Raw genomic sequence first — 25561 nt, 5'->3', positions numbered from 1 at the left:
CATCGAGAGAGGGACTGCACCAGAAGTCACTGTTTTTCCGCCTTGATGACCCAGATGTCCGTCACGTAGTGTCGCTGTCGCCAGTTCAGTTCGGATTCGTCCATCTCTTCCCATGTGAGGGTGATTCGGCCATCGGCCAGCGTCTCCGCAGGAACCTCAAAGATCTGTTCAGTCACCTGGTCGAACGTCTCGCCGGTTCTCAACAACTTCGCCTTGACGCCATCGATCACCAATGGGGACGACCGCTGAGCAAAAAGTTTTACGATGTAAGCTGAGGAACTGTCGAGATTGTTGTAGGTGATGCCTTGCGGGATGCGGAACAGGTAAGCGTGCCAGGCCTGTCGCAATCGATTTCGCTTTTCCCCCACCCATCGCTGGTTGGGCCGGGGATGGTCATCCTGATGGCGAAGCGCGTCTCCTGCCAGCAAGAGTTTCGGGATACGAGGGGAACGACCAACGTGACCGACGACGTCGTAGTAACCTTGGTCGCCCGGATTCTCCCAATTGATGATGACCTCAATCCGTTTCCGCTGCGTCGCCACGTCGGACAGTCTGACGACCGCTTCTAACTGATCTTCCAGCCACCAGCGGTTATTGAGCGGGTAGTTCACAAAATCGAGGACCGCTCCTCGCTCGTAGCCCGAAGCCTGGTACCGGGGAACGCTGGTCTGCAGTCCAATTTCTTCAAAAAGTGTCTCACCGAATTTGTTGAGCTTTTCCAGCCCCTCTACGTCGACAGGTTCGGTCGCGGCCCGTTCGAGAATCTGACGTGCGGCACTGATCGTAGAGAGGACATCGGAATGACTCGACTCGGCCAGTTTGGCCAAGGTCTGACGTTCGAGATCCGTCTCATAGAGAAGTCGCTTTCGGGTGTAAGCATCGTAATAGGCTCGGAACAAGTGCATCTGAAAACGCCACGGACTTCCCGCAGTGACGATGCGTCTTTCAAGTTCCTGCCACAATCGCAACGCCCCTTCGATGGAGCCGTTCTCCGCAAGGGCTCCGCGCAAATTCGTCTCCAGTGAGAACAAACCGTCTGCCCCGACCTGGGCAAGGTCACTGCGGAAAAAGAACCGGGCGTACTCCTCTGCCACATGGCGCGGATCGACCTGAGGATTCCAGCCAAGCTGTGACCACAGGTTCTTGTTGAAGTCATCGTGCACGCCGTCGGAATAAGAAAGAAAGCCGTTTGTGAAGGAATAGTCCATCCGGTAAACGGCGGTGTAATCGACAGGGCGAGGGTTAACGCACTCACGGCCCAGGGTCATACCCAGCGCCGGATCGAGCCACGGGACAGGATACTGACATCGCACGGTGTGCGTGATGTCCGGGTACCAACGGAGTTGATACGCATCGGCAAGTCGGCGACGTGTCGCCTCCATCGGAGGACTTCCCGGCCCCATCACCAGCCCACCAAACCAGACCGGCTTATGTTCATCGAGATAGTGGAAGAGGAAGTCCACGTCATCCGGTTTGAAATGCTGTAGCGACAGCCAGATCTTCGCTTGGGGATGATACTTATTTACCAGTGATGCCATCCGCTGTAAGAACGGCACCAGATGCTCTGCTTTATTCTCCCCCGGATCTCCCCCCGGAACGAAGATGGCATCCAGCCGCTTGACCTGCTGGTAGTATGCCTCCTGCTGCTCGAGGAATGCCGCTTCCTCCGTCGCGTTCGGCAGCTTCACGAGCACCGGTACCCAGATCCAGTGATCGAGATCATACCGATCACACAACTCTGCAAATTTGATATTCATTTCCGGGCGGGAATATTTCATCAATGGACTGAGTTTTCCTCCTTGCCAGGGAATGTTCTCAACTGCATTGGCTCCGAAAATGACGAGTTCGCGAAAGTACTGATCAAATTGATCAATGCTCCACGCATCCCAACTATTCGCTGTATCCCGATATCCCAGCTGATGACCACGCAGGGGCCTGTCGGGTGACTCACTTGCCTGAAACCCGAACGACAACGTGATGCGCCCGTCATGCCAGTTCAGGTTCCGCAGCAGCTTGCCAACGCCGAATAAGGCTCCTCGCGAATCACGGCCCGTCACGAAGACGATCGCGGGCCCCTGTTCATTTGCCGGAGTCAACCGAATTGAGAACGATTCCGCCGGTTCGGGAACGGTGGCAACGACAGAATTCGCCCGCTCTGACCACGCCGGTGGTGCCACTCTGGTTGAGATGGCGATGATGGCTTTTGCGTCAACGGGCCATTCGGTCGTGACCGGCAGCTGGATCCCAGTTCGACGCTGCAACTCTTCAACGAGAACTGTCGGGGCGATTCGTTCTGCGGCAGGTAATTCGCCCCCCCGCGTGACGACGATCGCCTTCGAGAGATCGATCTCGTGAGCCCAAACTGAAGAGGTCATCGTCAGTACGAGGACGACGATACAGCCGAGGGATTGACGGACCATGAAGGAGCCTTTTCACGGGAAATTTCCGCAGACTGACTGCTGGCGCGCCTCCAGACACAGGCGCACAGGTCGATTGAAACGCGTGAGTGAGAAAGACAACCACTGCAGAGGTCCGACATCAAAATCGGACGACGCCGAGCTTACCACTGGGTCTATTCGCAAGCAATTAACGCAGTCCGGCCCTCGGAGCGTCCGTCGTCATCCAGTCACTGTGTGATGCGACCGCTTACCACGGGCGAGTTCTGACATCGTCCGCAGCAAAGCAGAAACCCCGGTCGTCGCAAACATGCGACCACCGGGGTGACGTGTGAAACAACTTTTCTTCCGATCGCACTGATTGTCAGCATGTCAGGGGGAGGTCTTGATTGGGAGCAGCGTTTGCCCGTCGATGGGAGGAACGATGGTCTCCACTCAGATCAAAAGTCGAACCAGATCCCCGCCCCGATCATCCGATCTGATTGTCCCACGAATGACCACTGCATCGAGGGCCCCTCGTAATAACTGACACCCGTTCGCAGCGTATGATTCGATACCCCACGCCATTGCCATCCAGCTTGGACGGTAATGCTGGTGGTATAGTTGAACTCCTGTCGAGTGTGACCATTGATCGCTGCGAACGGTGCCCCATGCAGACCGAAAACCAACGGGGAGTACTGAATACCATACTGCAGTTCCAGAGGTTGAGCACCGTCCTGAGCAAACACGGCCCAGGCAATCTCACCATAGACTTGCAGATTGGGACTCATGACGTCGCGTGTCCATCCAATGATCAGCGAATCTCGAACATAGTTAAGACGTTCAAAACCGATGTTTCGAATCAGGTACTCGTCCCCCACATGCGAACTGAGATGGTAGTAGCCTGCTTTGAACGCGTTGGGACCTCGACGATGAGTGATCAACCATCCCGCGCGGAAGTCAACCGCCTCAAGGTCATCCTCGTGTCCCATGTCCACACGGGGCATCGCCGCCCCTTCGAGGTCGAACTGCCAGCCCTGGGGGTTCACCGAGTTCGTCGTTCCGTAACGCAAAAGGCCGACGTGAGCACCGAGAGTGTTCTCCCAGATCGCTCCTTTACGCCCATTTGCCGCGTAGAAGACAGACGCCATTCGAGACTCTTTTTCACCCGCCAGATAGGCCTTGTACATCAGCCCCACAGGAAGCACCTGCCACTCGTAGCCAGGTCCGTCGAAAATTTCATCGAAATTCGACGAGGCGACAGGAGCCGCTGGCGCGGCGGGTGTGACCTGTGACAGCGGAGGCAAACCTTCCGGAGTCAGATAGGCGGGTGAATCCCCCCCCACAGCCTGCTCCGTCAATCCCGGTGACTCTGTAGCCGAAAAATTGACTTGCCTGACTTCCGATTTTTCTTTTATGGGGACGACACTTGCGAGGTTGTAAGGGGGGGCCGGATGACCCTCACTACCTCCCCAGGCCATCGTCGTCAGGCATGCACTAAAGATCAGAGTGCTCACTTGGATTTTGTATGTCCGCACGTCTTGTCCAGTCCTGCTCTCAGTTCAAGTTCGAAACCGTATTAGGTGGTCGGTGACCTTCGAGGTTCTGCTTTAAAAGCAGATCGGCTTCCTACGCTTGGCAAGAACGCTTTCACTGGCTCAGTACGAATCTCTTGTCTGAAAACTACACCCGACAAACCCCATACAACTGGTACGACTGGTCCCGTCTATTCCACACGTTCGACAAGTCCGCTTCACACGTGATGCTCCGTTGATGCGGCACACATTGCACAATCAACGACAGCGAGCAGACCTGCGTCATCCCCACAGCAAAACGACTCAAGCCAGTCAGAGGAATACCACGTCAACACGTACCAGTGAGAGGACTGATCCCAGATGTAAGGGAGCTGCTGATTTGGGAAACTTTTCCGAGACTGTGGCCTTTAAGGCGGCCAACCTGGAAATATCAAAACAGAGTCAATTGCAGGTCGTATCGATTCGCAAAACAGGCTCATGAAACCTTGCACAAAAGCAATGAAATAAGCAGCGGTCAGAAGAAAATGGGACTTCGGGTCCTGAAGAAAATGAACCGCGATGGTTCCTTGAATCATGAACGTTGAACATCTTGATGTCCCGGAAGCCCGCACGCGGCGGCAGGCCGTCGCTCCCCTGCGCGATGCCGAAGGAAAGGACGAACCATCACCCCAAAGCCCGAGCAATCGCTACAACCCAAACAACCCACACAAGCAGTCCCGGCAACGGAAATTGAGCTGACGGCACGACCTTTCACGCACCTGCACGCCGGGTTCCGACTGGACAAGAGTAGGCTGATCCGGGCTCCGACCAATCCCAGATTTCAGGGGACACGATGGCAGCCGGTGCGTCGCAAAAGGATGCTTATCGTGTCGCCAATCCCCTCGGTTTCCTCATTGGGAAATCCCCTCTCCCATGTCGGGTGGGTCTTCGAATGATCGAGGCTGAGCGTAGAACTCGCTGAGGTCGAGTTTTCCTTTCGCCTCCGCTTCCAGCAACTGGATCCGCTTTTCCATGCGTTGTAACCGCATTTCGAGGTGGGGCGGCAACTTCAAATCGCGGGAGGATTGAGAACGAGGGACCGCAGGATATCCCAGCTGACGCTGCAATGCGGCGAACAGTAAAAGCGGGTCTTTCCCACGGTTCGCCTTGGCAATCCGCCCCTCCTGCCGGCTGAACAGTAACGGGACGGTGGGGACTTCATGGGGGTCGACCAGCTTCCGCCGCTCTTCCAGATAGAATTCCGATCGAAAGTAGATCAGGTCCGCGAACTCGACAGTCCCCAGCTGCAGTCGAGACCTCAGAATCCACTCGCGCCAATCGGCATTGTAGACAGGATCTTCCGAGATCGCGGTCATTCCCCGATCATAGCCCAATCGGTTTCGCGAAATGCATTCGAACTGATAGACAAACAGTCCGGCGGGGTTCCCGTTCCCGGCCCGATAGCGAGCTTCCCGTTCCAGAATTTGCAGCGCGACACGTTGATCGAACTTGGTGCGGTCTTCTTCAGCCTGCTTCATGACGAACGTCTGAAACGGCGCGAAGTAATGCTTCAGCAGTGCCATCCCCTCGCAGAGACGCCCTTTCAGCAGCATCTCTCCTCTCAGGACATCGAGAGCGAGCGGCAGCTTCGTCGTCCCCAGGATCTCTTCCTTGATGCTCGTGAGGATTTCCTGGGACGGCAGGTCTTCGTCGAGTCGTTCCAGGAACGTCTTAAAAAAATATGCCTGCTCGATGTATTCCTCACGATCGAGGATTGCCATTGGTGTCTCTCAAGTCCGTCAAGATCAGGGGGTGATTCGCCAACCTTACCGCGGCAGTCGTCCAAACCGGGGCGAATCCGCCGGAGGATTGTCGTCAATCCCATACTTTTTCAGCTTGCTGAAATACGTGCTGCGGGGCAAGCCGAGGCGGCGCGCGGCCTTGGTTTTGTTCCCATCGCAAGCGTGCAGCGCTTCCACAAGGATTCGCCGCTCAGACGCGGGATCGTCCGCCGCGAACGTCTGGCTTGCAATGGTCTCTGTCGTACTCAGATCCCAGTTGGGCGACCCTTTGTTCACCGTCGAAGTTGTCTTCTGAATGTCGGCAGGCAAATCGCTAAGTTCGATTACCTCATCGTCGCACAGGACCACGGCCCGTTCGATGACGTTCTGAAGTTCACGAATGTTACCAGGCCATGAGTACTGCATCAGGGCATTCAAGGCGTCATCGTCAAAGCGGGTGACTCGTCGCCCCCCTCGGACCGCTGCCGATTTGAGGAAGTAAGCCGCCAGATCGAGAATGTCGTCCGGTCGCTCTCGCAGCGGCGGCAAATGAATGCTGATGACGTTCAGGCGGTAGTATAAGTCCTCGCGAAATTTGCCTTCGGCGATCAGCCGTTCCAGGTTCTGATGTGTCGCCGCGATCATGCGGACGTCGACCTGAATCGTTTTGGTCCCCCCCACGGGCTCGAACTCACGCTGCTGAAGCACACGCAGCAGTTTGATCTGCGTCTCGGCGGAAATATCGCCGATTTCATCCAGAAACAGCGTTCCCCGATGAGCCAATTCAAATCGACCTGGTTTATTCTCATGAGCTCCCGTGAATGACCCGCGTACATGTCCGAATAATTCGCTTTCGAGCAAGCCGGACGAGAATGCGGCACAGTTCACACTGATCAGCGGTCCGCTCCGCCGTGAACTGTTCTCATGGATCGCTTTCGCCAGCAATTCCTTCCCTGTCCCGCTCTCGCCACGAACTAGAACACTCGTTTCACTCGGCGCGACTTTGCGAACCATCTCCAGCACCTGGTTCAAAGCCGGGCTGCGTCCAATGATCGAGTCGCGACGGAACTCGGTCCCGGTTGCAGTGACAGGTTCAGACCGTGTCGTCGCGATCTCGGCCTCCAGCATGGCGATTCGCTGACGTTGCTGCGCCAACTGATCCACTTTGGTTCGCAGTTCTTCGTTCAGATGTTTTAGGTTCTGATGCACGTTGGCGCAATGAAGCGCGATCCCGGTGATCTGTCCCAGCGCCGTAAGGAAGGTCAGATCTTCGGCCGAATACATCAACCCATTCTGCTTGCCTCCCAGAACGACGATCCCGGTAATTTCGCCATTGGTTTCCAAGCCGTGGACGAGATCCGCTTTCACCAGCCTTAACAGACTTTGCGTCGGCGACAGATCATCGCGCGACACGGACGTGACGCGCTGAAGAGTCGGATCGGTCTGAAGCGCCTGGCAAAATTCCTCCGGTGCGGAAAACTGCATGGGAAGACCGGCGGAAACTCCTTGAGCACCCGCGAGTCGAAAAGTCGAAGTTTGCGAATCGCGAAGATAAAGTGCCGTCAATTCGGACTGCAGAACGTCTCGACAGGACATCAGCATTCGTTCGGCGAGAAAGTCGACATCAGCCAATCGCCCCGCCGCCTGATTCATCCGCTGGAGCGCCTTGTCCAGCCGATACTTTTCGCGAAAGAAGCGTCGATCGACAAACGTCTGCCAGGAATCCCTCAACCAGATCAGCAGCACGACAGCGAGCATGAGAATGCCCGCAATGATCCAGGAAGGCTGCTCCAGAGCCTGGGCTTTGCGGATCGTCATCGCCAGGGTTCCGCAGGAAATGACAAAAGCGACGGTTGCTGTCGCGGCATAACTGAGGACGTAGTACCACATCCCGCGGTTGACGATCTGATCAATCAGCATGAGTTTGTACCGGACAATCCCGACTGCGTATGCGAACATAAACAGCAGACTGGCCAGGAACATGGGAATTCGCCCTCCCCCCAGCGCAAATTCGGCCCGGTAGAAGAAGGCGAGATAGAGTGCATAGCCAATAAAGAACGAGGCGGCACAACCAGCGCGCAGGATCCAGCGAACCTGGTTCTTCTCAATGGGATTACGGGCCGTAAACCAACTGTGCGTCAGAGCCCCCAAAGCGATCAGAAAGTACACCGCAGCCACGGCAAAGTAGCTGTAGACACCGATTCTCAACCAGTTCAACAGCATCGAGACAAGTTGCGAATTGAATTCCGCCTGTGGGCCCATCGAATGAGGCAGAAACCACAAGCCGCCGTCCACGGCGAGAAACGCCATGATCGTCAGAAGTGGAATGGCGTAGATGGCAGCGACAGTGGCAATCGGCCACTGAATCAGCGGTCGCTTCGAACGGGGGTAAACGAGAAAAAAGTGAAGAATGACGGCCGGGAGCAAGATTGCGCAGACAGCGAAGGGAAGATTCAGCCAGAAGTTGCTGCCGACCGTCCACCAGTGAAAGCCCCCCACGAAAGCGGCCAACGTCACGGTGCACATCACAAAGAAGAGTCGCGCGGCGTCATCGAACGGCCGACTCCAGAAGCCGACCGCCCCCACTGAAAAAATAATCAGTTCGAGCAGGAACCAGACGAGAGTCAGACCCACTTCCCGCATCGGGACCGCTTGGATCTTGATCGCTGTGGAGACTGGCTGAGCGTCCGTCGATCGGACAAATTTAATCGGAACGTAGTTTTGCGCATCCTGCCGGTGCGGACCCGGAGTGTTCGGGCGAAGCTGAAGATCCCGATTTCGGATGGCGAACTGTTCTCGCATAAAATCGAGACTGGTTTTAACCGGTTGACCATCCAACTCAATCAAGACGTCCTGGGGCTGCGGTACCGGTTGCCCATCCAGGGCTTCGACCCCGATTGTATCTTCGATGATGATGCCGGAGGTAAGGCCGGTAGGCCCGACGAGAAGAAAACGAAGGCGAAGGTCGGGGGCTGTGGCGACAACCACCATCACCACAACGCAGTAGGCGACGATGGCGCCAGCAAAAACCGCCAAACTCCCCCTAACCATCCAATTTGTGCGATCCATCGTCTGTCCGATCTGGTTTCGAGGGGGCTTTCGGCGCCGAAAGCAAACGCTTCGGCGCTCATTTGGAAAGGTTTATTCTTCGGCGCGCGCCGAAAATCGTCCTCTGCCACAACCATCTTGCCCCGTTGGAGCCTGAAAATCAATGAAATATTGAATGAGATTCAAAACTTTGTGCGCCGAAACATCTTTGGCACAAGGTTAGCTTTGCATTTCTCACGTGACGAGCAACCGCCACATGATCTTTCCCAGCCCGAACCCCCAGCGAACAACGAACCCGTTGGCTGTGAACTGCATGGCCCCCTCTGAGCAGTCTCTGACCCACTCTGCTCCCCGGAACCCAATCGCCAGTACACCCAACATAGTTGACGGACGCAGTTCTCTGGGGGTTCTTTTTCTTATACTGAGGCGGAGCTGTCACCAGCACGTCTCTTCCGGTCAACGGATGGAGCAGGATGCAGTCGCCCTCACGGATGGGGGCGTTTTTCTTTTTGTACGTGCTAGTCCGGCCGTGCCCGTGTGGAATCCCCGAATCAAGACCGAGGGTTTCTGCGATACGTACCTGGAACTCTTAAGAGCATATTCTCGCTTGGGAGTAGAAACTCCCAGCGGCTCTGCACGGATTCTGCTGCGGGCATCCCGGTCCGGGGGGATCAAGCATCCCGCTAAAGTGAAATCCACATCCGCAACGGATACCTGATTCGGATTCCTCTTTTCTAATGATCCGCGTGACAAAGCTCTGCAAGCGTCGTTCATTGCGAAGAATTGCCCACTTCCCAGTTCATCCAACTCCGGTAAGCCAGCCCCACCCCCACCGTCGAGGAAACCAAGAACGTGGAAAAGGTTGCGGCCAGGATCACGGCGGGTTTCAACGTTGTCAGATCGAGCGGGAATAGAATAGGAGCGATGATTCCTGATACCACTGCAATCCATCCAAGCACCGCAATCAGAACCACCACCCTCTGCGATTGCACTGTCATCGCCCAAACTCCGATGACATAGACAGCGACCAGCACGGTCACGATCACGGCATTCACACTGAGAATTGCCGGGATCGTCCACTGACCGAAACGCCCGGTGCAGAGCAGCCAGTTCCCATACACGCCTGAAACCGCGGCGATAGGCCAGAGGTCACTCAGCAGCCCGCGGAAATTTGTTAGAACCCAGTCTCGGCGTGAACTTGGTCGCAAGAGTTCGAGGGACATCATCGGGCGGCGATACCAGGCAAAGCACAACGGAAAAAGAAGTCCCGAGCCAAGGAGTTGTAGACACCCGAAATCGATCACCGGGGCTTGGGATAGCCATTCAGTGGGCATTAACAGGGCCTCCCCCACCTTCGCAATCACGACCATCACAATCATGTTGGTGATCCACCCATTCGTTGTCAGGATAGCCGCCGCTTTCCACTGACTAAGCGGCGTCACGAGGTAGCGACCGCGGATTCGTTCCGCGAACTGTTCCATGCGCGCATCTACCAACCTGTATAAGCGCTGCTCTCGTTTCGCCGACGTAGACTGTAGAGACGCTTGGGTTCTTACCCAGCCCTGCCAGCCCGGCACATCCACGCAGCTCAGCGGGACATCCCCCCCGCCTGACTCTTCCAGCCCTCGCAGCAGCCCAGCGTACCACCGCGCCAGGTCGTACGCCCCCCAGCAAGTCGCTGCCATGAGGAAGAACGCGGACCCAACCTGCTCCCCTCGCAGGAACCAATCCAGTTCCAGACGATTTCCGTTTGTCAGCAACAGACAGAAGGAGAGCCCGAGTGCCATAGATTGAACCGCGACCCAGTTCGCCACGCCGGGGACCGGGACGCCCGAGAGGCCACCAATCCACCGAGAAAAGCGGATCAGTACTGCAAGGAGTACAATTGGCAGGCCGCTCAGGGCCACGCTGGCTAGGTAAGCACTTCCGGCTTTGTGAAACAGAAGGCACGACAGTCCCCCCGTACAGAAAACGATCGCTCCGGCAGCACTGAAGTGACTTCTTGCGAAACGGGGTGTCAAAAGGCGATGAGATGACACAAACTGGGGGGATAATTGGATCGAAAGACCGACGTAAACCAGAAACCCGAAGACCAGGATCAGATTCACTCTTTCAAGCCGAACGGGGTCGTACGCATGCGGCCGGACACGAATCCGGGGTAGAGCCTGTTGCAGTTCGGACAGGACATTGGGGAACGCCGGTGGTAATTCCACCAGGAAGAGTCGCTTCAATCGCGGGAATTGCCTGAGTTCGTCGATAACCTCTGGAGAAACTCCCGCCGTCGAGGGGACGATACGCGTAGACACAGTCTCTAGCTGATGCAGGCCTCGCCATTCTCGCAACCGCAACAGGCTGACTCCTCGTGGGTCGTCGCAAATCAAGGTCCTCAAATTGGGAGGCCAATCGAGCTTCACATTGGCCTGGACCTGCTCGAAGCTTGTGAATCTGAGAAAATCCAGACGAGTCTGGTTTTGCCAGGCACGTGTTCCTGCCGGGGTCAGATGCCGCGTATCATGAAGAGTTAAAGAGACAAAACGATGACGCTGGCAAAGTTCCGTCAATTCATCATCGGTGACACCTTTGTAGACGGTTAGCGATTCCAGGCGCGGCATGGCACCATCAGTCCACAACGGTGCGCATTGCGAAAGATCCATCACCTTCAGTGTGCGTACCTGGGACCAATTGATCGAGCGTGACGCGTCTTTCCCAAATGTCATGTCGACGACTGGATCGGGTGCTGCTGCCGTAGGATTTGCCGAATTGAGAGTCCTGGATCGGGCCACGTCCTCCGGATCCCTTGCAACCGCCACTGCGATCCCTGCCCCCACCAGCCCGGCCACTAATGCGAATCCCCACATGAGCGGACGAGTGCAATACGACAACCAGACGGCCCTCCATCGACGGGGACGGGCAATGACGGAATTTCGAGGAAGATCAGACATGGTGATACTCCAGAAAAATCTCTTCGAGATTCAGGTCTTCCACCACCACGTCTGCTTGCCACTGCCGTTTTAATTCGGACACAAGCTGATCATCAACCCGTGTGACCGCCGCCACGGCCTGCTTCCCGTCCACAGCACAACGCAAGGCTCCCGGGATTGTAAAATCCGCCGGAAGTGAGGATGCCGCCTTAATCCGAAATCGCTTCACCTGATCCTTGACGTTATCAAGCTCGTCAAACAGAGCGATTTGCCCCTCTTTCAGAATTGCCAGATGGGAGGCAACCCGCTCCAGATCCGAAGTGATATGTGTCGAGAACAGGATGGTGTGCTCGTTCTCCTGACAGAGTTCGAGCAACGACCGCAGAAATCCGCGTCGTGCGACAGGATCCAGACTCGCCACCGGCTCATCAAGAATCAGAAGCTCAGGTCGATATCCCAAGGCGAGCACTAGCGCCAGTTTCTGCAACTGACCGGGGGACAAAGGGCCGATTCGATGTTCCAGCGGAAGCTCCCATCGATCGAGCAGTGTCGCTGTCCACTCTTCATCCCAGTCCTCGTAGAACGAGGAGGTGTAAGCAACGATGTGCTTCACCTTCATCCACGGATAAAGCCGGACGGTCTGAGGAACATATCCCAGTCGACTTTTTGCCGAGGCACTGAGGTTCCAGGAATCCTCTCCAAAGAGATTGACTGTCCCCGAGGTCTTTCTCAGCAGGCCAAGCAAACACTTGATGAGAGTGGATTTGCCCGAGCCGTTCGTCCCCACCAACCCCACCATGGCCCCTGCCGGTACGTCGAGATCAACGCCAGTGAGCACCTGCCTCGAACCAAAGGTCTTCTTCAGGGAATTGATTGTAATGACGGAATCAGCCATCGGGAGGTCCCCTTCCTTCACAAGTTCCGCTCTTTGAACACCGCTTCGACAACGGAAATCGCCTGCTCCTCAGTCAACTTCAGTTGCCACGCCCGCGTCGCCAGCTCTTCGGCGACCGGCCGCAACTCTTTCTGCCGTTCAGAAATCGTCGTCCGCGCTCCGGAATTTGTCCCAGGCTCCGAGGCGAGGGGGACCCGCATTCCCACCCCTCTCTCTCGCTCGATCACACCGTCTGCTTCCAGACGGGCGTATGCCTTCGAGACTGTCATCATGTTGACCTCGAGTGTCGCGGCCAATTGCCGCACACTGGGCAGCCTGTCCCCTGCCACCAGCCTGCCACTGGAGATCATGGAACGAACCTGATCCATGAGTTGCCGGTAGATCGGCACTCCAGATGTAGGCTGCACAGCGAATTCGAGAGGGTTTTGTTGCATTTGTGTATCACGACAGTAATACACTTTGAGATGAAAGTCAATTTCGAATTTCGACTTGGACCGGGACTTGCTTGGAACGCCTGCCTGGATCGGAAACCGCCGCGACACCCGTTTGATCGATCTGCCGCATCGATCGGTCGCGAAGGTCAAATGAGAGCAGCGGAAGACAGCCTCCAGGTGCTTCAAAACAGCACACTGAGCAGGCGGTGTGGGGAGGCCCTGTAGCCTTCAATCGCCTTAAAAACAGGGCTCATCAACAACACAAAGAAAAACGTGATGGCTACTGTAAGAACGTTCGCGTCATCGACCAGAACCAACCGATGTTAGTTCCAGAAGTCGAACAAGCCCTGCCTTCAGGCCAAAAAACTCATTGGATGAGATCGACCGCAAAGGAGTAATGCACCATGGCACTGATTGAGCTGACCGCCACGCCTGATGCGTCTAATCAGAATCCATACTCCGATGACGTCAAGCAGATCTTCGAGGCCCTCCTCCGAGCGCTGCAGGCAGGAAACGGTTCAGCAGCAGAGGCCGCCTTCGCCCAACTGAAGCGAAGCTTTCAAAAAGGTCAGCGTCCCGCCAGCCGGAAGAATCGCCGGAAGGTTGTGCAAAAGCGACCTAAAACTCCCCCGACGCTCGTCAACAATACCCCCGCGTGAAGTCTTGTCAAAGAAACGGATCCTCGATTCGACGATTGTCGAAATTTCCAATCATCCGCCTGATCCCTGAAAACATGACAAACGATCCGGCGTGCGGACTCCTTTAACAGGGTCTTTGCCTTGTTCACCTGACGCGGATCGAACAAAACAACACGAAGCTACACAACGAAGTCGCGACCCGTAATGTAGCCAGCGCCTGCCACCACTCTTGTGGCGACAGGCACTGGCTGCAATCGAGATGTTCTCGGATGGGAAATCCCACTCATCAAAGAGCGCTCAGGCCGCGTTACTCCGGTGGGGCCGGAAGTTCCTGATAACCACGATTACGTGGATTTCGCGAAATCGGTTCAATCGTGGAATAGGGAACGGGGCTGCCATTTGCATCTAGGTCCACGCCATTCTCTCCCTCACCCGCACCGAGAGGTCGCCCAACCACTGCAGCCAGCACCTGCGATTGAACCTGGGTCCAAGCCTGCTGCCAGTCGTTGCCAACGCTGACCTTGAGCGACAGAACGGCAGCCTCCAACGTTCCGTCAGAGAAGTCTTCCAGCGAACCAGGACTGAGTTCAGGATCCAGCAGCACAGGTTTCAACTTCGCATTACGCTCAAGCTCAAGTGCCAGGGGTTTTCCGGATCGGTTGTAGAGGACCTGCGACGGACCTGTTGTCGAAGTGAGGTGAATCACACGACGCGGACGAAACGTGTACAGCGTGTCCAGGATCACACGTGTCTCAACTTCGCTGGCAGGGACAGCAAACGAAGGGACGCCGACCACCTGCCGATATCCTCGGCTGGGGAAATTACGGTTGAGTGGCACACCGCGAGAGTTCGTCTTCACTTTCCGAACCAGACCATCCGGGTTACCAGCCCGGAAGAACACGACTTCGACGTTCTTTGTGAGGTCCGGCCGGCTGGCCATTGCATCCGCCAGCAACTCGAGCCAGCGCACAGCAACTCGATCCTCGCCATTTAAACCGGCGATCACCAGTATCCGAGTCCCCGTCGACCCGAATTGGGTGGAATGCATTTTCCGACCTTCGGTCGTCTTGCCAATTACCTTCCACTCATACCCCACGATTGGCTTCGACGTCTGAGGCGCTGTCGCCGGCTGCGCAGGAGCGGTCATCGTCTTCACCACAGGCGTAGCCTCCTGCCGCGAAACGTTTGTAATTTCCGATCCTGTGACAGCAGGAGCCTCGGCCGCACTCTCCGCAGGCCCTGACTGAGCCACCTGGGGCACCGCTGCGGGAGCTTCCTGAGCCTGTTCGGCGACCGTCGCGACGGGGGCTGGTTCGGGTTCTTTCTCCGTTTTCAGAGCTTCAGTCTGTACCGATTCAACCTCTGCTGCAGGGGAACTTGCAGCGATATTTGCAGCCTCTTCCTGCTGAATACTTTCCTCGTGCTGGATGAGAATCTGTTCAACAACCTGATCGATCGCCGCTCCGGGATCGAAGGCAATCCGCTGCAGATCATCCAGTCGCGTCGGCGGAAGTCGCGTTGGCTTGGATTTGGCCACTTCTTCCGCGGGAGTCTTATCCGCGGCGTAGGTGTCGATGGCCGACTGGGTGACTTGCCTCAATCGCTGAAAGGCATCGTCGAGCGGCGCATCGGAATGACCACCATGCTGGTTCGCGAAGTCATCGAGCACCGACTTCGTGTGCAGGTGCACGCGATTCACGAGTTCCTTCACAGAGCCTCGCGAGACTTCAGACAGACGCAGGTACTCGCGCTGCGCCTCTTCCTGAAGCCGCGCTGCGGCCGAAGGAGCTTCGTAAGGCTCACCTACCGAGGGTGTTCCCTGAAGATAAAAATACCCTGCCGTGGCGGCAGAAAGAGTCGCAAGCGTCATCAAAGTTCGCACGGTTGTCATCTCCAGACAGAGAATGGGGGCACTCCGTCGTGCGAGGCAGGTTGCATTCAAGTATACGCGGGCAGATCAAGGAGGCGGGGGTCGTCTTCCGACCGACATGCGAATCTCAGTCCAAGTCGATTCCCAGTCGCGTTCTCATTTCTTCAAACCGCCGCGCGAACTCATCCGTGGACGAGTGAATATGTTCGGCTTCGGTAATGAACTTGATCTTTTCCATTCGGGGCAGGCCGTAGTCATCGAGGATGTCTTCGAACTCGACAAGTTCCTGGCCATAGATGATCAACAGCTTATGTTCATCAAGTTGGATCTCCCTTGGGATTTCAGGATTAAGAACAGCGACGCCGGTACATCCATCCCCCAGCAGCAAATCTTCAAACTCGTAAAAACTGCTCTTCAGCACCGGCAGATCAATATCTTCTCGATACAAGTCGTGATGACTTCCCCGGCGACGATCGTGGCTCGTTTCCAGGACGACATCGACTTCGTGCCCAAGCGGTTCCAACAAGTCGAGGAACAGCTCCAGGAGGATTTCGCTACTGGCGGCAGCCATTATGACCGGGATCCGGATCCCCGATTCCTGGTCATGGTAGAAGTCGTGGCGATATCCGGCCTGAGGCACGATTTGCAGATCGTATGAGGGCCGAACTGCGTCTGTCAGCGAAAAGTTGCCGTATCGTCCTACCTTCAGATGAGCCTCGAGTTGCTCGTCACTCAAATTCTCGAAGCTGCTGCGTCCCTGCTTCGACTCACCGTCGCGATACGTGTTCTTGAAAAAATGCTTCAAGAACCCCATGACATTCCCCTCTCGCCTACGGTTTGGATCGACGCGACATCTCGCAGCGAACCCAGACGTGGATTTTCAATGCTTCAGAGACCGCCATTCGATCCCGTCATTGAATGAAATCTAGCACCCGTTTTGAGATTTCAGCGGAATCAGTCTTGTTCTGACGAGTGGAATTCCTAGGTAAATGTGCCACTCAATCCGACGATACCGGTCGAAGAGCTTCTGACATCAGACGGAAATTTTCTCGAGCGAAAACCTGGTCGAGTCGACGCTGGGGCGCAATTCCATGGGGCATCTCCTCCGCAGCGTAACAATTTGACGGGAAACCGCTTATGCCAGGAACACATCCCCCAAATGCGATGCATCGATCTTGTCCGACCAGCGGTCCTCGCACCACATACAGTCCCCACCCCTTAGACCAACGCGGCAGAGTTCCGGAGACAGGCTCTCCCACAAGCCACGCAGGCCGGTCGCATTGACAGGCAGCTTCATCGAGTCCCTTCGCGTGACTGCTCGCTGCCCCCTGCTTGACGCTCCCCGCAATAGTAGCCCCTGCACCACAACCAAGTCTCAATCGATCAGTCAGTCATCTCCTGGAGCCGAGAAACCTTGGTCCATGAAACAACGAAAGAACCCCGCCGGGGACTGAGCCTGACAGGGTTCTCTGTTTGCACTGACTTTACTGCTTATACCGGACAGATTACAGACCGGCAGCCTTCTTGAGGTCAGCAGCCTTGTTGGTGGCTTCCCACGTGAAGTCGGCATCGTTACGACCGAAGTGTCCACCGCTGGCGGTCTTGCGGTAAACAGGTCGACGCAGCTTGAGGTACTCGATGATCGAGAGCGGAGTCATCTTGAAGTGCTCGCGAACCAGTTCGACGATCTCGTCTTCGGGAATGACATTGGTGCCACTCGTGTCGACGTGAACGCTGACCGGTTCGGCAACGCCGATGGCGTAGGCGAGCTGAACTTCGCACTCGCTGGCCAAACCAGCGGCAACGATATTCTTGGCGACGTGGCGTGCCATGTAAGCGGCAGAACGGTCCACCTTCGTGGGATCCTTGCCACTGAATGCACCACCGCCGTGACGGCCCCAGCCACCGTACGTATCCACAATGATCTTGCGACCTGTCAAACCGGTATCACCGTGCGGACCACCAACAACAAAGCGACCCGTTGGATTGATGTGGTACTTGGTGTTCTTGGTCAGCAGTTCAGGCGAGATCGACTTCTTAATGACTTCATCGATCACGAAGTTCGAGATATCTTCCTGACTGACGCTGTCCGAATGCTGTGTCGAGACAACAACCGCGGAAATTCCGACGGGTTTGTTGTTGGCATCGTATTCCACCGAGACCTGGCTCTTGGCATCAGGACGCAACCAGTCGACTTCCGTCTTCTGACGGGCTTCGGTCAGACGGTTAATGATGCGGTGCGACAGGGCGATCGGCAGCGGCATCAGTTCTGGGGTCTGGTTACAGGCATAACCGAACATCAAACCCTGGTCGCCGGCGCCTTCGCGATCGACACCCATGGCAATGTCTGGGCTCTGGCTATGAAGTGCAACGAAGACCTTGCAGGTCTCGTATGAGAAACCGATATCATCGCTAATGTAACCGATATCTTTGACAACGTCGCGAGCGATCTGCACGTAGTCGAGCTTGGCCTGGGTGGTAATTTCACCGGAAAGAACCACGAGGTCCGTCGTGCACAGCGTTTCGCAGGCCACGCGAGAACGGGGATCTTGAGCCAGAATCGCGTCGAGCACGCCGTCAGAAATCTGATCTGCGACTTTGTCAGGGTGACCCATGCTGACAGATTCGCTGGTAAAGAAATAATTCGTCATCTGGCTTCGAAACTCCGATCAAACGCATTAATGGATCGTGAAATTGATAGGGGGACAGTGAATTTCGACATCAGCATGCATAAGCATGCCCCGGCGGTCCTGCCCACGGACTTTTAAACTCTTGGCCACCTAACTCGAGGGACGATTCTACGAGGACACTGTCAAACTCTCAACCCGGCCGATTCGGCCCCCCGAAGTGACTCTGCTTTTCCTTCGATAAATTTCAAGTGATGCGTGATGTGGCCCGTCACCCGCTGCAGCAGCACAAGTAATGAAACGGGGCCGTCCGTCGAGTGCTGGCCGGTCCGGTCGAAGTCGCTCGACTTCAAGGTTCTCAAAATTCGAGCCACCTGACGCCGAACAGAAGCAATCAACTCCAGCTCTTCTCGAACGTCACGCTGGTCATAGGCGAGTTTCGCTGCAAACAGGTCCGGATCACCGCTCAACATTGTCGGATTATCTTCGGCCACGACTCGCTTCATCCGGTCGGCGTAGACAATCTCAAAATCGGAAAGGTGACAAACAATCTGCAATACGCTCCAGACCCCCGGAGGAGCAGGCGTCTTGAGCTGCATCGAGGGAAATCCCGCGACAGCCGCAGACAGCTCCCCAGCACCCCGTTCGTATCGGGCGACCAGGTCCTTCAACGTATCTGGCCAGCTCGCAACATTCGGGGGGACACTCAACGCGATGAATGCTTCCTCGCGCGACTCCATGATGGGCCAGATCTGATGAAACTTGGCGACCTCCAGAACCTCCCGGCCAACAGGCGAGGGATTACAGATGACAAGTCGCCCCCCTTGGCGCGAAATGTCATTCCACAGAACCCGGATCAGCTCCAGCAGGCTCGACCCGAAGAAGGGAGCTTCAGCCAGATCCACGATCAGCTTGCTGCACCCCATGCAGCGTCGCTGCTCTCGAATTTCATCGAGTTCATTCAGAATATTGTGATCGGCCAGGCTGCTGACACTGGAAGCCAGCTCCAGAACCATGATGTCGCCGGCAGACTGCGTTTGAATCAACTGACGAAGAGCCATTTCTTCATTCCTTCAGTCCTGTGAAGACAGAACCGCTGGCAGAGTGTTTTCCCGACTGAGCACCACTGGAGCTGTCGTCACCAGCCTCGGTCGACGGAGCCTCCTCCGGAATCACGATTTTGCGCCGTTTGATCAGCCGCACTTCATTTCCAACCGAGTTGTAATGCACCTCGTCCATGAAGGTATGCATCAGCAGCAACCCACGCCCGCAAGGACGTTCGAGATTTTCAGGATCCGTCGGATCAAGTAGACAGCTCCGGTCAAAGCCAAAGCCATCATCCCGAATCACAAACTCGACTTCGTCCCGCGTAAAGCGGCCCGTGACGTGAATCCGCCGAGCCGACCAGGGAAGCGACTTGACTCGCTCAAGCGCCAGATCGTAGTACGCCCGATGATCCGTTTCCCGCAGCGACGAGCAGAGCTCCAGATTCCCGTGAAAGCAGGCATTCGTCAGTGCTTCCTGTAGCGAAACACCGATCCGGACCCGATCCGATTCGTCACAGACCCCCATCTCCATCACCTGATCCTGGAGATACTGCACCATCGACGAAATCAGTTCCTGGTCGTTCTCCAGACTGAACTCCACCTCTTTTCGACTGAGTCGCTGCTTGAGCCGCAACTGCGCCCGGTTATGTTGAGCCGCCTGCAGAACCTGAGTCGCTGTCTCCGCCAGATGAAGATTCAACTTCCGCTTGGAGACATAACTCGCGGCACCCGCTTTCAATGCTCTCACGGCAATTTCTTCACTTCCCCGGGCTGTCATCAGGATGACGGGAACAAACGGATGGATTTCACCAATGACCTTCACCAGCTCCAGGCCATTGATCGCAGGCATGTCGAGATCCGTCACGACCAGATCGGGAACGTGCGCCCCCATCTTAGTCAGCGCATCGTTTCCATCGGTGGCGTACTCCACACTCACTCCGTCAACTTGAGTGAGCAGTCCTCCCGCGCGGAGACGATCAGTCGTAGAATCGTCAACAACCAGGATGGTAGGCATAATCAAAACTCGGTGAGTGCCATGAAAAAGTGACGGCGGGCCATCATCAAACCGGCAGGAAGCCCACCCGGTCGCTGATTGATCAGGACCTCGACGTATTCGATCGAGATGGTGTCATTCTATACACCCTGACTGCGGTACGAGCGGCACACCTCGTCCGCCCCCTAAGATGCTGCCACCCCTCGTAACCGTCCGCAAGTGTACGACCCTCTCGATCCCTATTTCCAGACGACCGTCTTCGTACAGCCGCCAGACGATTCCCCGGCAGTTCCCCATCCCCTGACCGCGGGTCTGCTGACACGAGACAGGCACCCCGCCCACTCGCATCGACCACCTCATCAGCGACCGCGCGACCAGACGGATCAGCAATCTCAGAGCCATCAGGTCGCCTCGTCACGCCGACGCGAATTACCGTGCGCGAATGCGGACGCGCATTTCCTGCGAGAGTCGGCTTGACGTGTGAACACAACGAGCTACGATGGATTGAGACTGAGTCTCAGTATGAGGAGCGCCAGTGATCAGTTCCGCCGAGTCTACCACAGTAACCCAGAATCACGCCTGCGAAGGGACGTGCTCCAGTTGCAGCATGGTCGGGAGTTGCGCTGTCCGCACAGTCTGCCGATGTCTGAAAGTCGCTGAAGATACCATTATCGAAGCGATTCGCACCGGCGGTGCCACCTCTGTCCGAGACCTGAAACTGATGACAGGGGCAGGCGACGGTTGCGCCGCCTGCCACAGACATCTCAAGCAGTATCTGGCCATCTATCTGCCGCCCGTGGCGGATCACTCGACCTCTTCACCCAGCATGTGCTGAGCGAGATAGTTTTCCAGCCCGATCTTCTCGATCAACCCTAACTGGGTTTCCAGCCAGTCAACGTGCTCCTCGGAATCCGTGAGAATCTCGAGCGCGATGGCGTGGGTTCCGTTGTCCTTAATCTTGATGCACAGGTCGACCAGTTCGTTGTAGGCCGCGACCCCACTGGTTTCGAGCTTCAGATCATTCTCGAACTGCTCTTTGACGTCGCTTCCGACGCGGATCACGTCATAGCGGGCAATCTCAGGAGTTCCTTCCAGGAACAGCACCCGGTCAATGATCTTGTCGGCGTGCTTCATCTCGCCGATCGATTCTTCATAGTGCTTTTTCGCCAGCTTCATCAAGCCCCAGTTTTTGCACATCTTCGACTGGCAGAAGTACTGGTTGATCGCCGTCAATTCGATTGTCAGAGCGCGATTGAGAGCGTCAATGACCTGAGTGTTGCCTTGCATGGAATACCTCAACCTGAAATTGTGTTGTGGAGAAATCGTGTTGTGAATTTGTAAAACGACGCACGGCCTGATCAACTCCGTTCGCCCCCTGAACGAATCGCCCCGTGCGAGCCATTCCTCCGGTTTTCGCAGCCTGGTTTTTCGCCGCCAGGTAAAGTTCTGCAGCAGGACGGATCGAGTCGAAGATGAGACCGAAAGCGTTGAGGTCGCTGTGACGACGGCTTGCACGAACAGCCAATTCGCCGCATCGCTGTGACTGGTAACTCCCTCAAAAGTCGAATCACGAATCATACGGCTTTAGATGGGGAATGCAACCAATTGCTGGCCGCCTGACAGCCCCTCAAGCTGTCTAAATCTTGAATTCGCCAGTAATTGCGAGTCTTCCACCGAGACGATACCTTGACCTCCGAGACCACCGCCGGTGGGTCCCCAGAGCACACCAGCATCCCGGCACGGATGAGCCCGGTCCACTGGTGTTCGCGAACCGCTGTCACGTGCCGGACGACTGAATCCCCATGCCTGCTGAACCATCCCCGCCCAAATCCACCGTGAACCATCAGTTTTCGCGTTCGCACATTGGACGTGCTTCGCGTCTATTCACTAGCGACACGAAACTGCAGGCGACCGGGCGATTCCTGCGACGGGAAATCTGGGCCTGGCCCCTGATCGCCGCAGTCCTTTTCGGAGGTTTGGGTTATTGGATCTCCGGAGCCGTCGAAGCGGTCATGCATCAGGAACGGTCGGAAGAACTGAGCGTCATCGCCGACGCTACCGTCAACGCTCTTGAGATCTGGATCGATGACCAGCGGACGATCGCCCGGTTGTTCGCCGAAGACCGCGAATTGCGCCCGCTGGTCGCCGAACTCCTCGCCAAACTCGATTTACCCGTGGCCGATCGAAAACTGCTGCAGGCCCCTGCCCAGGATGCCTTGCGACAGCGACTGGAAAATCGCCTCACCCAGTCCGGTTTCATCGGTTACTTCATCGTCGCGCCGGGGGGAACCATCCTCGCCGCCGATCATGACGCACCGGTCGGAAAACCAGTCGATCAGTACCGCAAACATCTTTACGACCAGGCTCTTTCAGGCGAAATCGTCGTCTCCAAACCCTTTCGCAGCCCGCTTCTGCTGGACGACGAGAACGGACAATTGCAGCAGAACCTTCCGACGATGATCGTGATCGCCCCCATCGGAAATGACGCGGGAGAACCCCTCGCCGCACTGGGAATACGCATCCGGCCGGAAAATCAGTTCAGCCGCATCCTGCAGGTCGGCCGATCAGGTCAATCGGGCGAGACCCTTGCCTTCGACAGCAACGGCCTGCTGCTCAGCCAGAGTCGCTTTGACGAACAACTGAAGCAGATCGGCCTGTTACTCGATCAGCCCGAAGCTCATTCCACCCTCAGCGTCGAGCTGCGTGATCCCGGGGTCAACATGGTTAAAGGAGGTCGCCCGCAAACACGGCGGCCCGAACAGCCCCTCACCCGCGACGTTGCCGACGCCGTACAAGGAAATTCCGGAAGCGATGCCGATGGCTTCCGGGATTATCGGGGAGTCATGAAGGTCGCCGCCTGGCGCTGGCTCCCAAACCACGATTTCGGTGTGACAACGGAGATGGATGTTGCCGAAGCATTCCTCCCCGTTTACCTGCTGCGCCGCTCATTCCGGGCTCTGATGGCCCTGCTGACTCTCTCGGCCATCGCCATCTTCATCGCCATGCTCTACGCAGCCCGCCAGCAACGGTCGCTGCAGGATGTCACGATCGCGGCCATGCAACTGGGCCAATACGCCCTGGAAGAGAAACTGGGATCCGGCGGCATGGGGACCGTTTACAAAGCCCGGCATGCCCTGCTCCGCCGCCCCACCGCTGTGAAGCTCCTCAGCCTGGAACAGATGTCGGAGTCTGCTGTCGCTCGCTTTGAACGGGAAGTTCAACTGACCAGTTCGCTCAGCCATCCCAACACCGTCAGCATCTTTGACTACGGCCGGACACCCGACGGTATTTTCTATTATGTCATGGAATATCTCGACGGCATGAATCTGGACGACCTGGTCCGAAGATTCGGTCCCGTCCCCGAGGCACGGCTGGTCTATTTGCTGAAGCAGGCGTGTGGAGCGCTGGGCGAGGCGCACGCGGCGGGGCTAGTCCATCGCGATATCAAACCGGCGAATATCTTTCTGACGTCACGCGGCGGCCTGTTCGACTTTGTCAAAGTCCTCGATTTCGGATTGGTGAAGACATTGACCGCCGCCTCGGAGGCCAACCTGACCAACCCCAACTCGGTCACCGGCACCCCCTACTATCTTTCCCCCGAAGGAGTCAATCGCCCCGATCAGGTGGATACGCGGTCAGACGTCTATGCGTTAGGTGCTGTGGCCTATTACCTCCTGACCGGGACTCATGTCTTTGAAGGAGGTACGGTGGTCGAGATCTGCCTGAAGCACACGCGGGAAACGCCGGAAACGCCATCCCAGCGGCGCGGCCAACCGGTTTCTCCTCAACTGGAATCGCTCATCATGAAGTGTCTGGCGAAATCGCCCGACGAAAGGCCCAAAGACGCGAGCGATCTGCTCCGGACACTCGAATCGCTCGAAGTGACTGGAACCTGGACCGAGACTCACGCTCAGTTGTGGTGGGAAAGCCACGCCAGCCAGAACCTGACCAGTGCCTCCACAACGGTCCTCTTGCCGAACTCCCTCCCCACCGAGGACGGCGCGTCCGACCAGACACGCTGAGCCTCCCCCGGTAACCTTGCCCCCCCGCTCATCCTGCGGCGAATGACCGGGAATCACGACATTCCTGCCACCATCTTTTCCGCCACCGTCATCCTGACACCGTCCTGACGAGTCCCGGCGGAGCCACGATGACGTCCCGAATTGTCAAAGAACAAAAAAACCATCGACTCAGCTTGAGGCCCGTCACGAAGCCACGGCAAGAAACCAGCAGTGACAGGGAATCGCGAACGGAAAAACGCCATTCCCAAAATTCGCGGGCCAGCCGGGCCAGTCGGCCCAAATGACTTAACTCTCAACTAATACAACACATGGGACTGGCCACCGGCTGGCCAGGATTTGGCCAGCCGGCCAGCCCGATTCACTGAAATCCGTGAACCCGCCCCCGTAGCAGCGGCATCCTGCCGCTGGCCTTCCTTCCCCAATAACCCCGCACACGCGCACTCCTTCCCGCAACCAACTGAAACCACCAACAGAAAGCAGAGTCACAAGCCCCTCCCGCCGACTCAACACCAGCCCCGTACCTCCCCCCCAGCCACCTGAACCACACCCCCAAAAAGAACAGCTCGCCACAAAAAGGTCGTCCCGTTCACTGAGCCAGGTAGCTAGTCAACTCGACCTCTCCATCCGTGTTCTCTCACCGGCCGACAGATGATTTTCCAAAGTCAGCAGTGTCGACAACAAACTACATCACCGCGAGTCCAAACATCCAAACCTCTGGAACACGACTCCCAGCTCGATGCCAAGGGGAAGAAAAGGAGATCAATCCAATCTCTACGATCTCCTCGCTGGAAAATCAGCAGCCTGCCCGGTGAACTGCGTTCCGTTCCTGACATGGCAACGGACGCATCGTCCGCGCGAGATCTATTGCGCGAGTTCCCGTCAACCAACGAGGGAAGACATCCCCACTTCCATTCGGCGTCAGTCGCTGCGGTCCCCGTTCGGCAGATCAATCGATCCGGGTGGAAATACCGTTGAGCGGGCGGGAAGTGGCTCACCACAGTAGAGGCACTTACTGCGTCGCGCCGAATTGGCGTGGCGACATTTCGCACATTGACTCACAGGCGCCGGCTGCCGCAAACGACCATCAAGCGTGCCGTCTCGCAAATCAATTTCTTCGATTTTCGCTTCAACTTCCTCTTCCGTGAGCTGGCCTTGCTCGCAGAGGATCTCGGCAATGGCCATTGTCGACATCGTCAAGCGATCGAAAGCTTCCTCGAGTTTCTGCAGGCGGATTTTGAGCAGTCGGATTTCCGCGTGTGCGTCCGCAGCGGCAGCCTCCGCATGTTGACTCTGAAATTTCGCCTGACTGATCTGAGACTGTTGAATGAGATCCCAAAGCATACCGATCACTCACCAGGAGCCAGAAAAGGGGATGACGTGCAGCCTGATTCTACAA

At 56.5% G+C, this 25561-nt stretch carries 19 protein-coding genes; 4 read left to right on the top strand and 15 right to left on the bottom strand.

Going from position 1 to position 25561, the window contains the following annotated elements; translation table 11 throughout:
* Positions 1-26: 26 nt before the first annotated feature.
* A complete protein-coding gene (locus ACGY09_RS18175) occupies positions 27-2420 on the bottom strand; it encodes a hypothetical protein (RefSeq protein ID WP_397568843.1) in 2394 nt (797 codons plus the stop codon).
* A gap of 416 nt (positions 2421-2836) precedes the next feature.
* Complete coding sequence (locus ACGY09_RS18170) at positions 2837-3892, bottom strand: DUF1207 domain-containing protein (protein ID WP_397568842.1); 1056 nt, start codon at positions 3890-3892, stop codon at positions 2837-2839.
* A gap of 591 nt (positions 3893-4483) precedes the next feature.
* Here ACGY09_RS18170 and ACGY09_RS18165 point away from each other — a divergent pair.
* Positions 4484-4648, top strand: coding sequence for a hypothetical protein (locus ACGY09_RS18165; RefSeq protein ID WP_397568841.1), 165 nt, complete (start codon positions 4484-4486; stop codon positions 4646-4648).
* 152 nt (positions 4649-4800) lie between these two features.
* Here the strand turns inward: ACGY09_RS18165 and ACGY09_RS18160 are convergent, their stop codons facing one another.
* The 5 genes from ACGY09_RS18160 to ACGY09_RS18140 all read right to left on the bottom strand — a co-directional run bounded on the left by ACGY09_RS18160 (position 4801) and on the right by ACGY09_RS18140 (position 12941).
* Positions 4801-5670: a hypothetical protein gene (locus ACGY09_RS18160; protein ID WP_397568840.1), complete on the bottom strand. Its 870-nt coding sequence runs from the start codon at positions 5668-5670 to the stop codon at positions 4801-4803.
* Between the two features lie 45 nt (positions 5671-5715).
* Entirely contained in the window at positions 5716-8706 is a 2991-nt protein-coding gene (locus ACGY09_RS18155) for a sigma 54-interacting transcriptional regulator (RefSeq protein ID WP_397568839.1), read from the bottom strand.
* 782 nt (positions 8707-9488) lie between these two features.
* Entirely contained in the window at positions 9489-11660 is a 2172-nt protein-coding gene (locus ACGY09_RS18150; protein ID WP_397568838.1) for a hypothetical protein, read from the bottom strand.
* Positions 11653-12534 (bottom strand): ABC transporter ATP-binding protein, encoded by an 882-nt coding sequence (locus ACGY09_RS18145; RefSeq protein WP_397568837.1) that lies wholly within the window; start codon positions 12532-12534, stop codon positions 11653-11655. Before ACGY09_RS18145 ends, ACGY09_RS18150 begins: the two co-directional genes overlap by 8 nt.
* 17 nt (positions 12535-12551) lie before the next feature.
* Complete coding sequence (locus ACGY09_RS18140; RefSeq protein WP_397568836.1) at positions 12552-12941, bottom strand: GntR family transcriptional regulator; 390 nt, start codon at positions 12939-12941, stop codon at positions 12552-12554.
* A 431-nt stretch (positions 12942-13372) separates the two neighbouring features.
* Here ACGY09_RS18140 and ACGY09_RS18135 point away from each other — a divergent pair, with 431 nt between their 5' ends.
* Positions 13373-13627: a hypothetical protein gene (locus ACGY09_RS18135; RefSeq protein WP_397568835.1), complete on the top strand. Its 255-nt coding sequence runs from the start codon at positions 13373-13375 to the stop codon at positions 13625-13627.
* 286 nt (positions 13628-13913) lie between these two features.
* On the opposite strand, the gene ACGY09_RS18130 is transcribed toward ACGY09_RS18135, so the two are convergent.
* From ACGY09_RS18130 to ACGY09_RS18105, 6 genes are all read right to left on the bottom strand, one after another.
* Positions 13914-15488: a M14 family zinc carboxypeptidase gene (locus ACGY09_RS18130; RefSeq protein WP_397568834.1), complete on the bottom strand. Its 1575-nt coding sequence runs from the start codon at positions 15486-15488 to the stop codon at positions 13914-13916.
* A gap of 115 nt (positions 15489-15603) precedes the next feature.
* Positions 15604-16290, bottom strand: coding sequence for a hypothetical protein (locus ACGY09_RS18125; RefSeq protein ID WP_373653567.1), 687 nt, complete (start codon positions 16288-16290; stop codon positions 15604-15606).
* Between the two features lie 321 nt (positions 16291-16611).
* Positions 16612-16773: a hypothetical protein gene (locus ACGY09_RS18120; protein ID WP_397568833.1), complete on the bottom strand. Its 162-nt coding sequence runs from the start codon at positions 16771-16773 to the stop codon at positions 16612-16614.
* A 208-nt stretch (positions 16774-16981) separates the two neighbouring features.
* Complete coding sequence (gene metK, locus ACGY09_RS18115; protein ID WP_397568832.1) at positions 16982-18127, bottom strand: methionine adenosyltransferase; 1146 nt, start codon at positions 18125-18127, stop codon at positions 16982-16984.
* 161 nt (positions 18128-18288) lie between these two features.
* Positions 18289-19164, bottom strand: coding sequence for a DinB family protein (locus ACGY09_RS18110; RefSeq protein ID WP_397568831.1), 876 nt, complete (start codon positions 19162-19164; stop codon positions 18289-18291).
* A 4-nt stretch (positions 19165-19168) separates the two neighbouring features.
* Positions 19169-20164: a response regulator gene (locus ACGY09_RS18105; protein ID WP_397568830.1), complete on the bottom strand. Its 996-nt coding sequence runs from the start codon at positions 20162-20164 to the stop codon at positions 19169-19171.
* Positions 20165-20750: 586 nt separating this feature from the next.
* Between ACGY09_RS18105 and ACGY09_RS18100 the strand changes: the two genes are divergently transcribed.
* Positions 20751-20978 (top strand): (2Fe-2S)-binding protein, encoded by a 228-nt coding sequence (locus ACGY09_RS18100; protein WP_397571887.1) that lies wholly within the window; start codon positions 20751-20753, stop codon positions 20976-20978.
* On the opposite strand, the gene bfr is transcribed toward ACGY09_RS18100, so the two are convergent.
* Positions 20948-21430 (bottom strand): bacterioferritin, encoded by a 483-nt coding sequence (gene bfr / locus ACGY09_RS18095; RefSeq protein ID WP_373653572.1) that lies wholly within the window; start codon positions 21428-21430, stop codon positions 20948-20950. The two genes, ACGY09_RS18100 and bfr, sit on opposite strands and share 31 nt — an antisense overlap.
* A gap of 515 nt (positions 21431-21945) precedes the next feature.
* Between bfr and ACGY09_RS18090 the strand changes: the two genes are divergently transcribed.
* Positions 21946-24165 carry a serine/threonine protein kinase gene (locus ACGY09_RS18090; RefSeq protein WP_397568829.1) on the top strand — a complete coding sequence of 740 codons (2220 nt, stop codon included), beginning with the start codon at positions 21946-21948 and terminating at the stop codon, positions 24163-24165.
* Between the two features lie 918 nt (positions 24166-25083).
* Here ACGY09_RS18090 and ACGY09_RS18085 read toward each other — a convergent pair.
* The gene (locus ACGY09_RS18085; RefSeq protein WP_397568828.1) at positions 25084-25506 is read right to left on the bottom strand and encodes a hypothetical protein; all 423 of its coding nucleotides are present in this window, start codon (positions 25504-25506) and stop codon (positions 25084-25086) included.
* Positions 25507-25561 lie beyond the last annotated feature (55 nt).

The organism is Schlesneria sphaerica, from assembly GCF_044336245.1.
Lineage (GTDB): Bacteria > Planctomycetota > Planctomycetia > Planctomycetales > Planctomycetaceae > Schlesneria > Schlesneria sphaerica.
The sequence above is the reverse complement of the archived record's forward strand: the minus strand, read 5'-3'. Positions and strand labels throughout refer to the sequence as shown.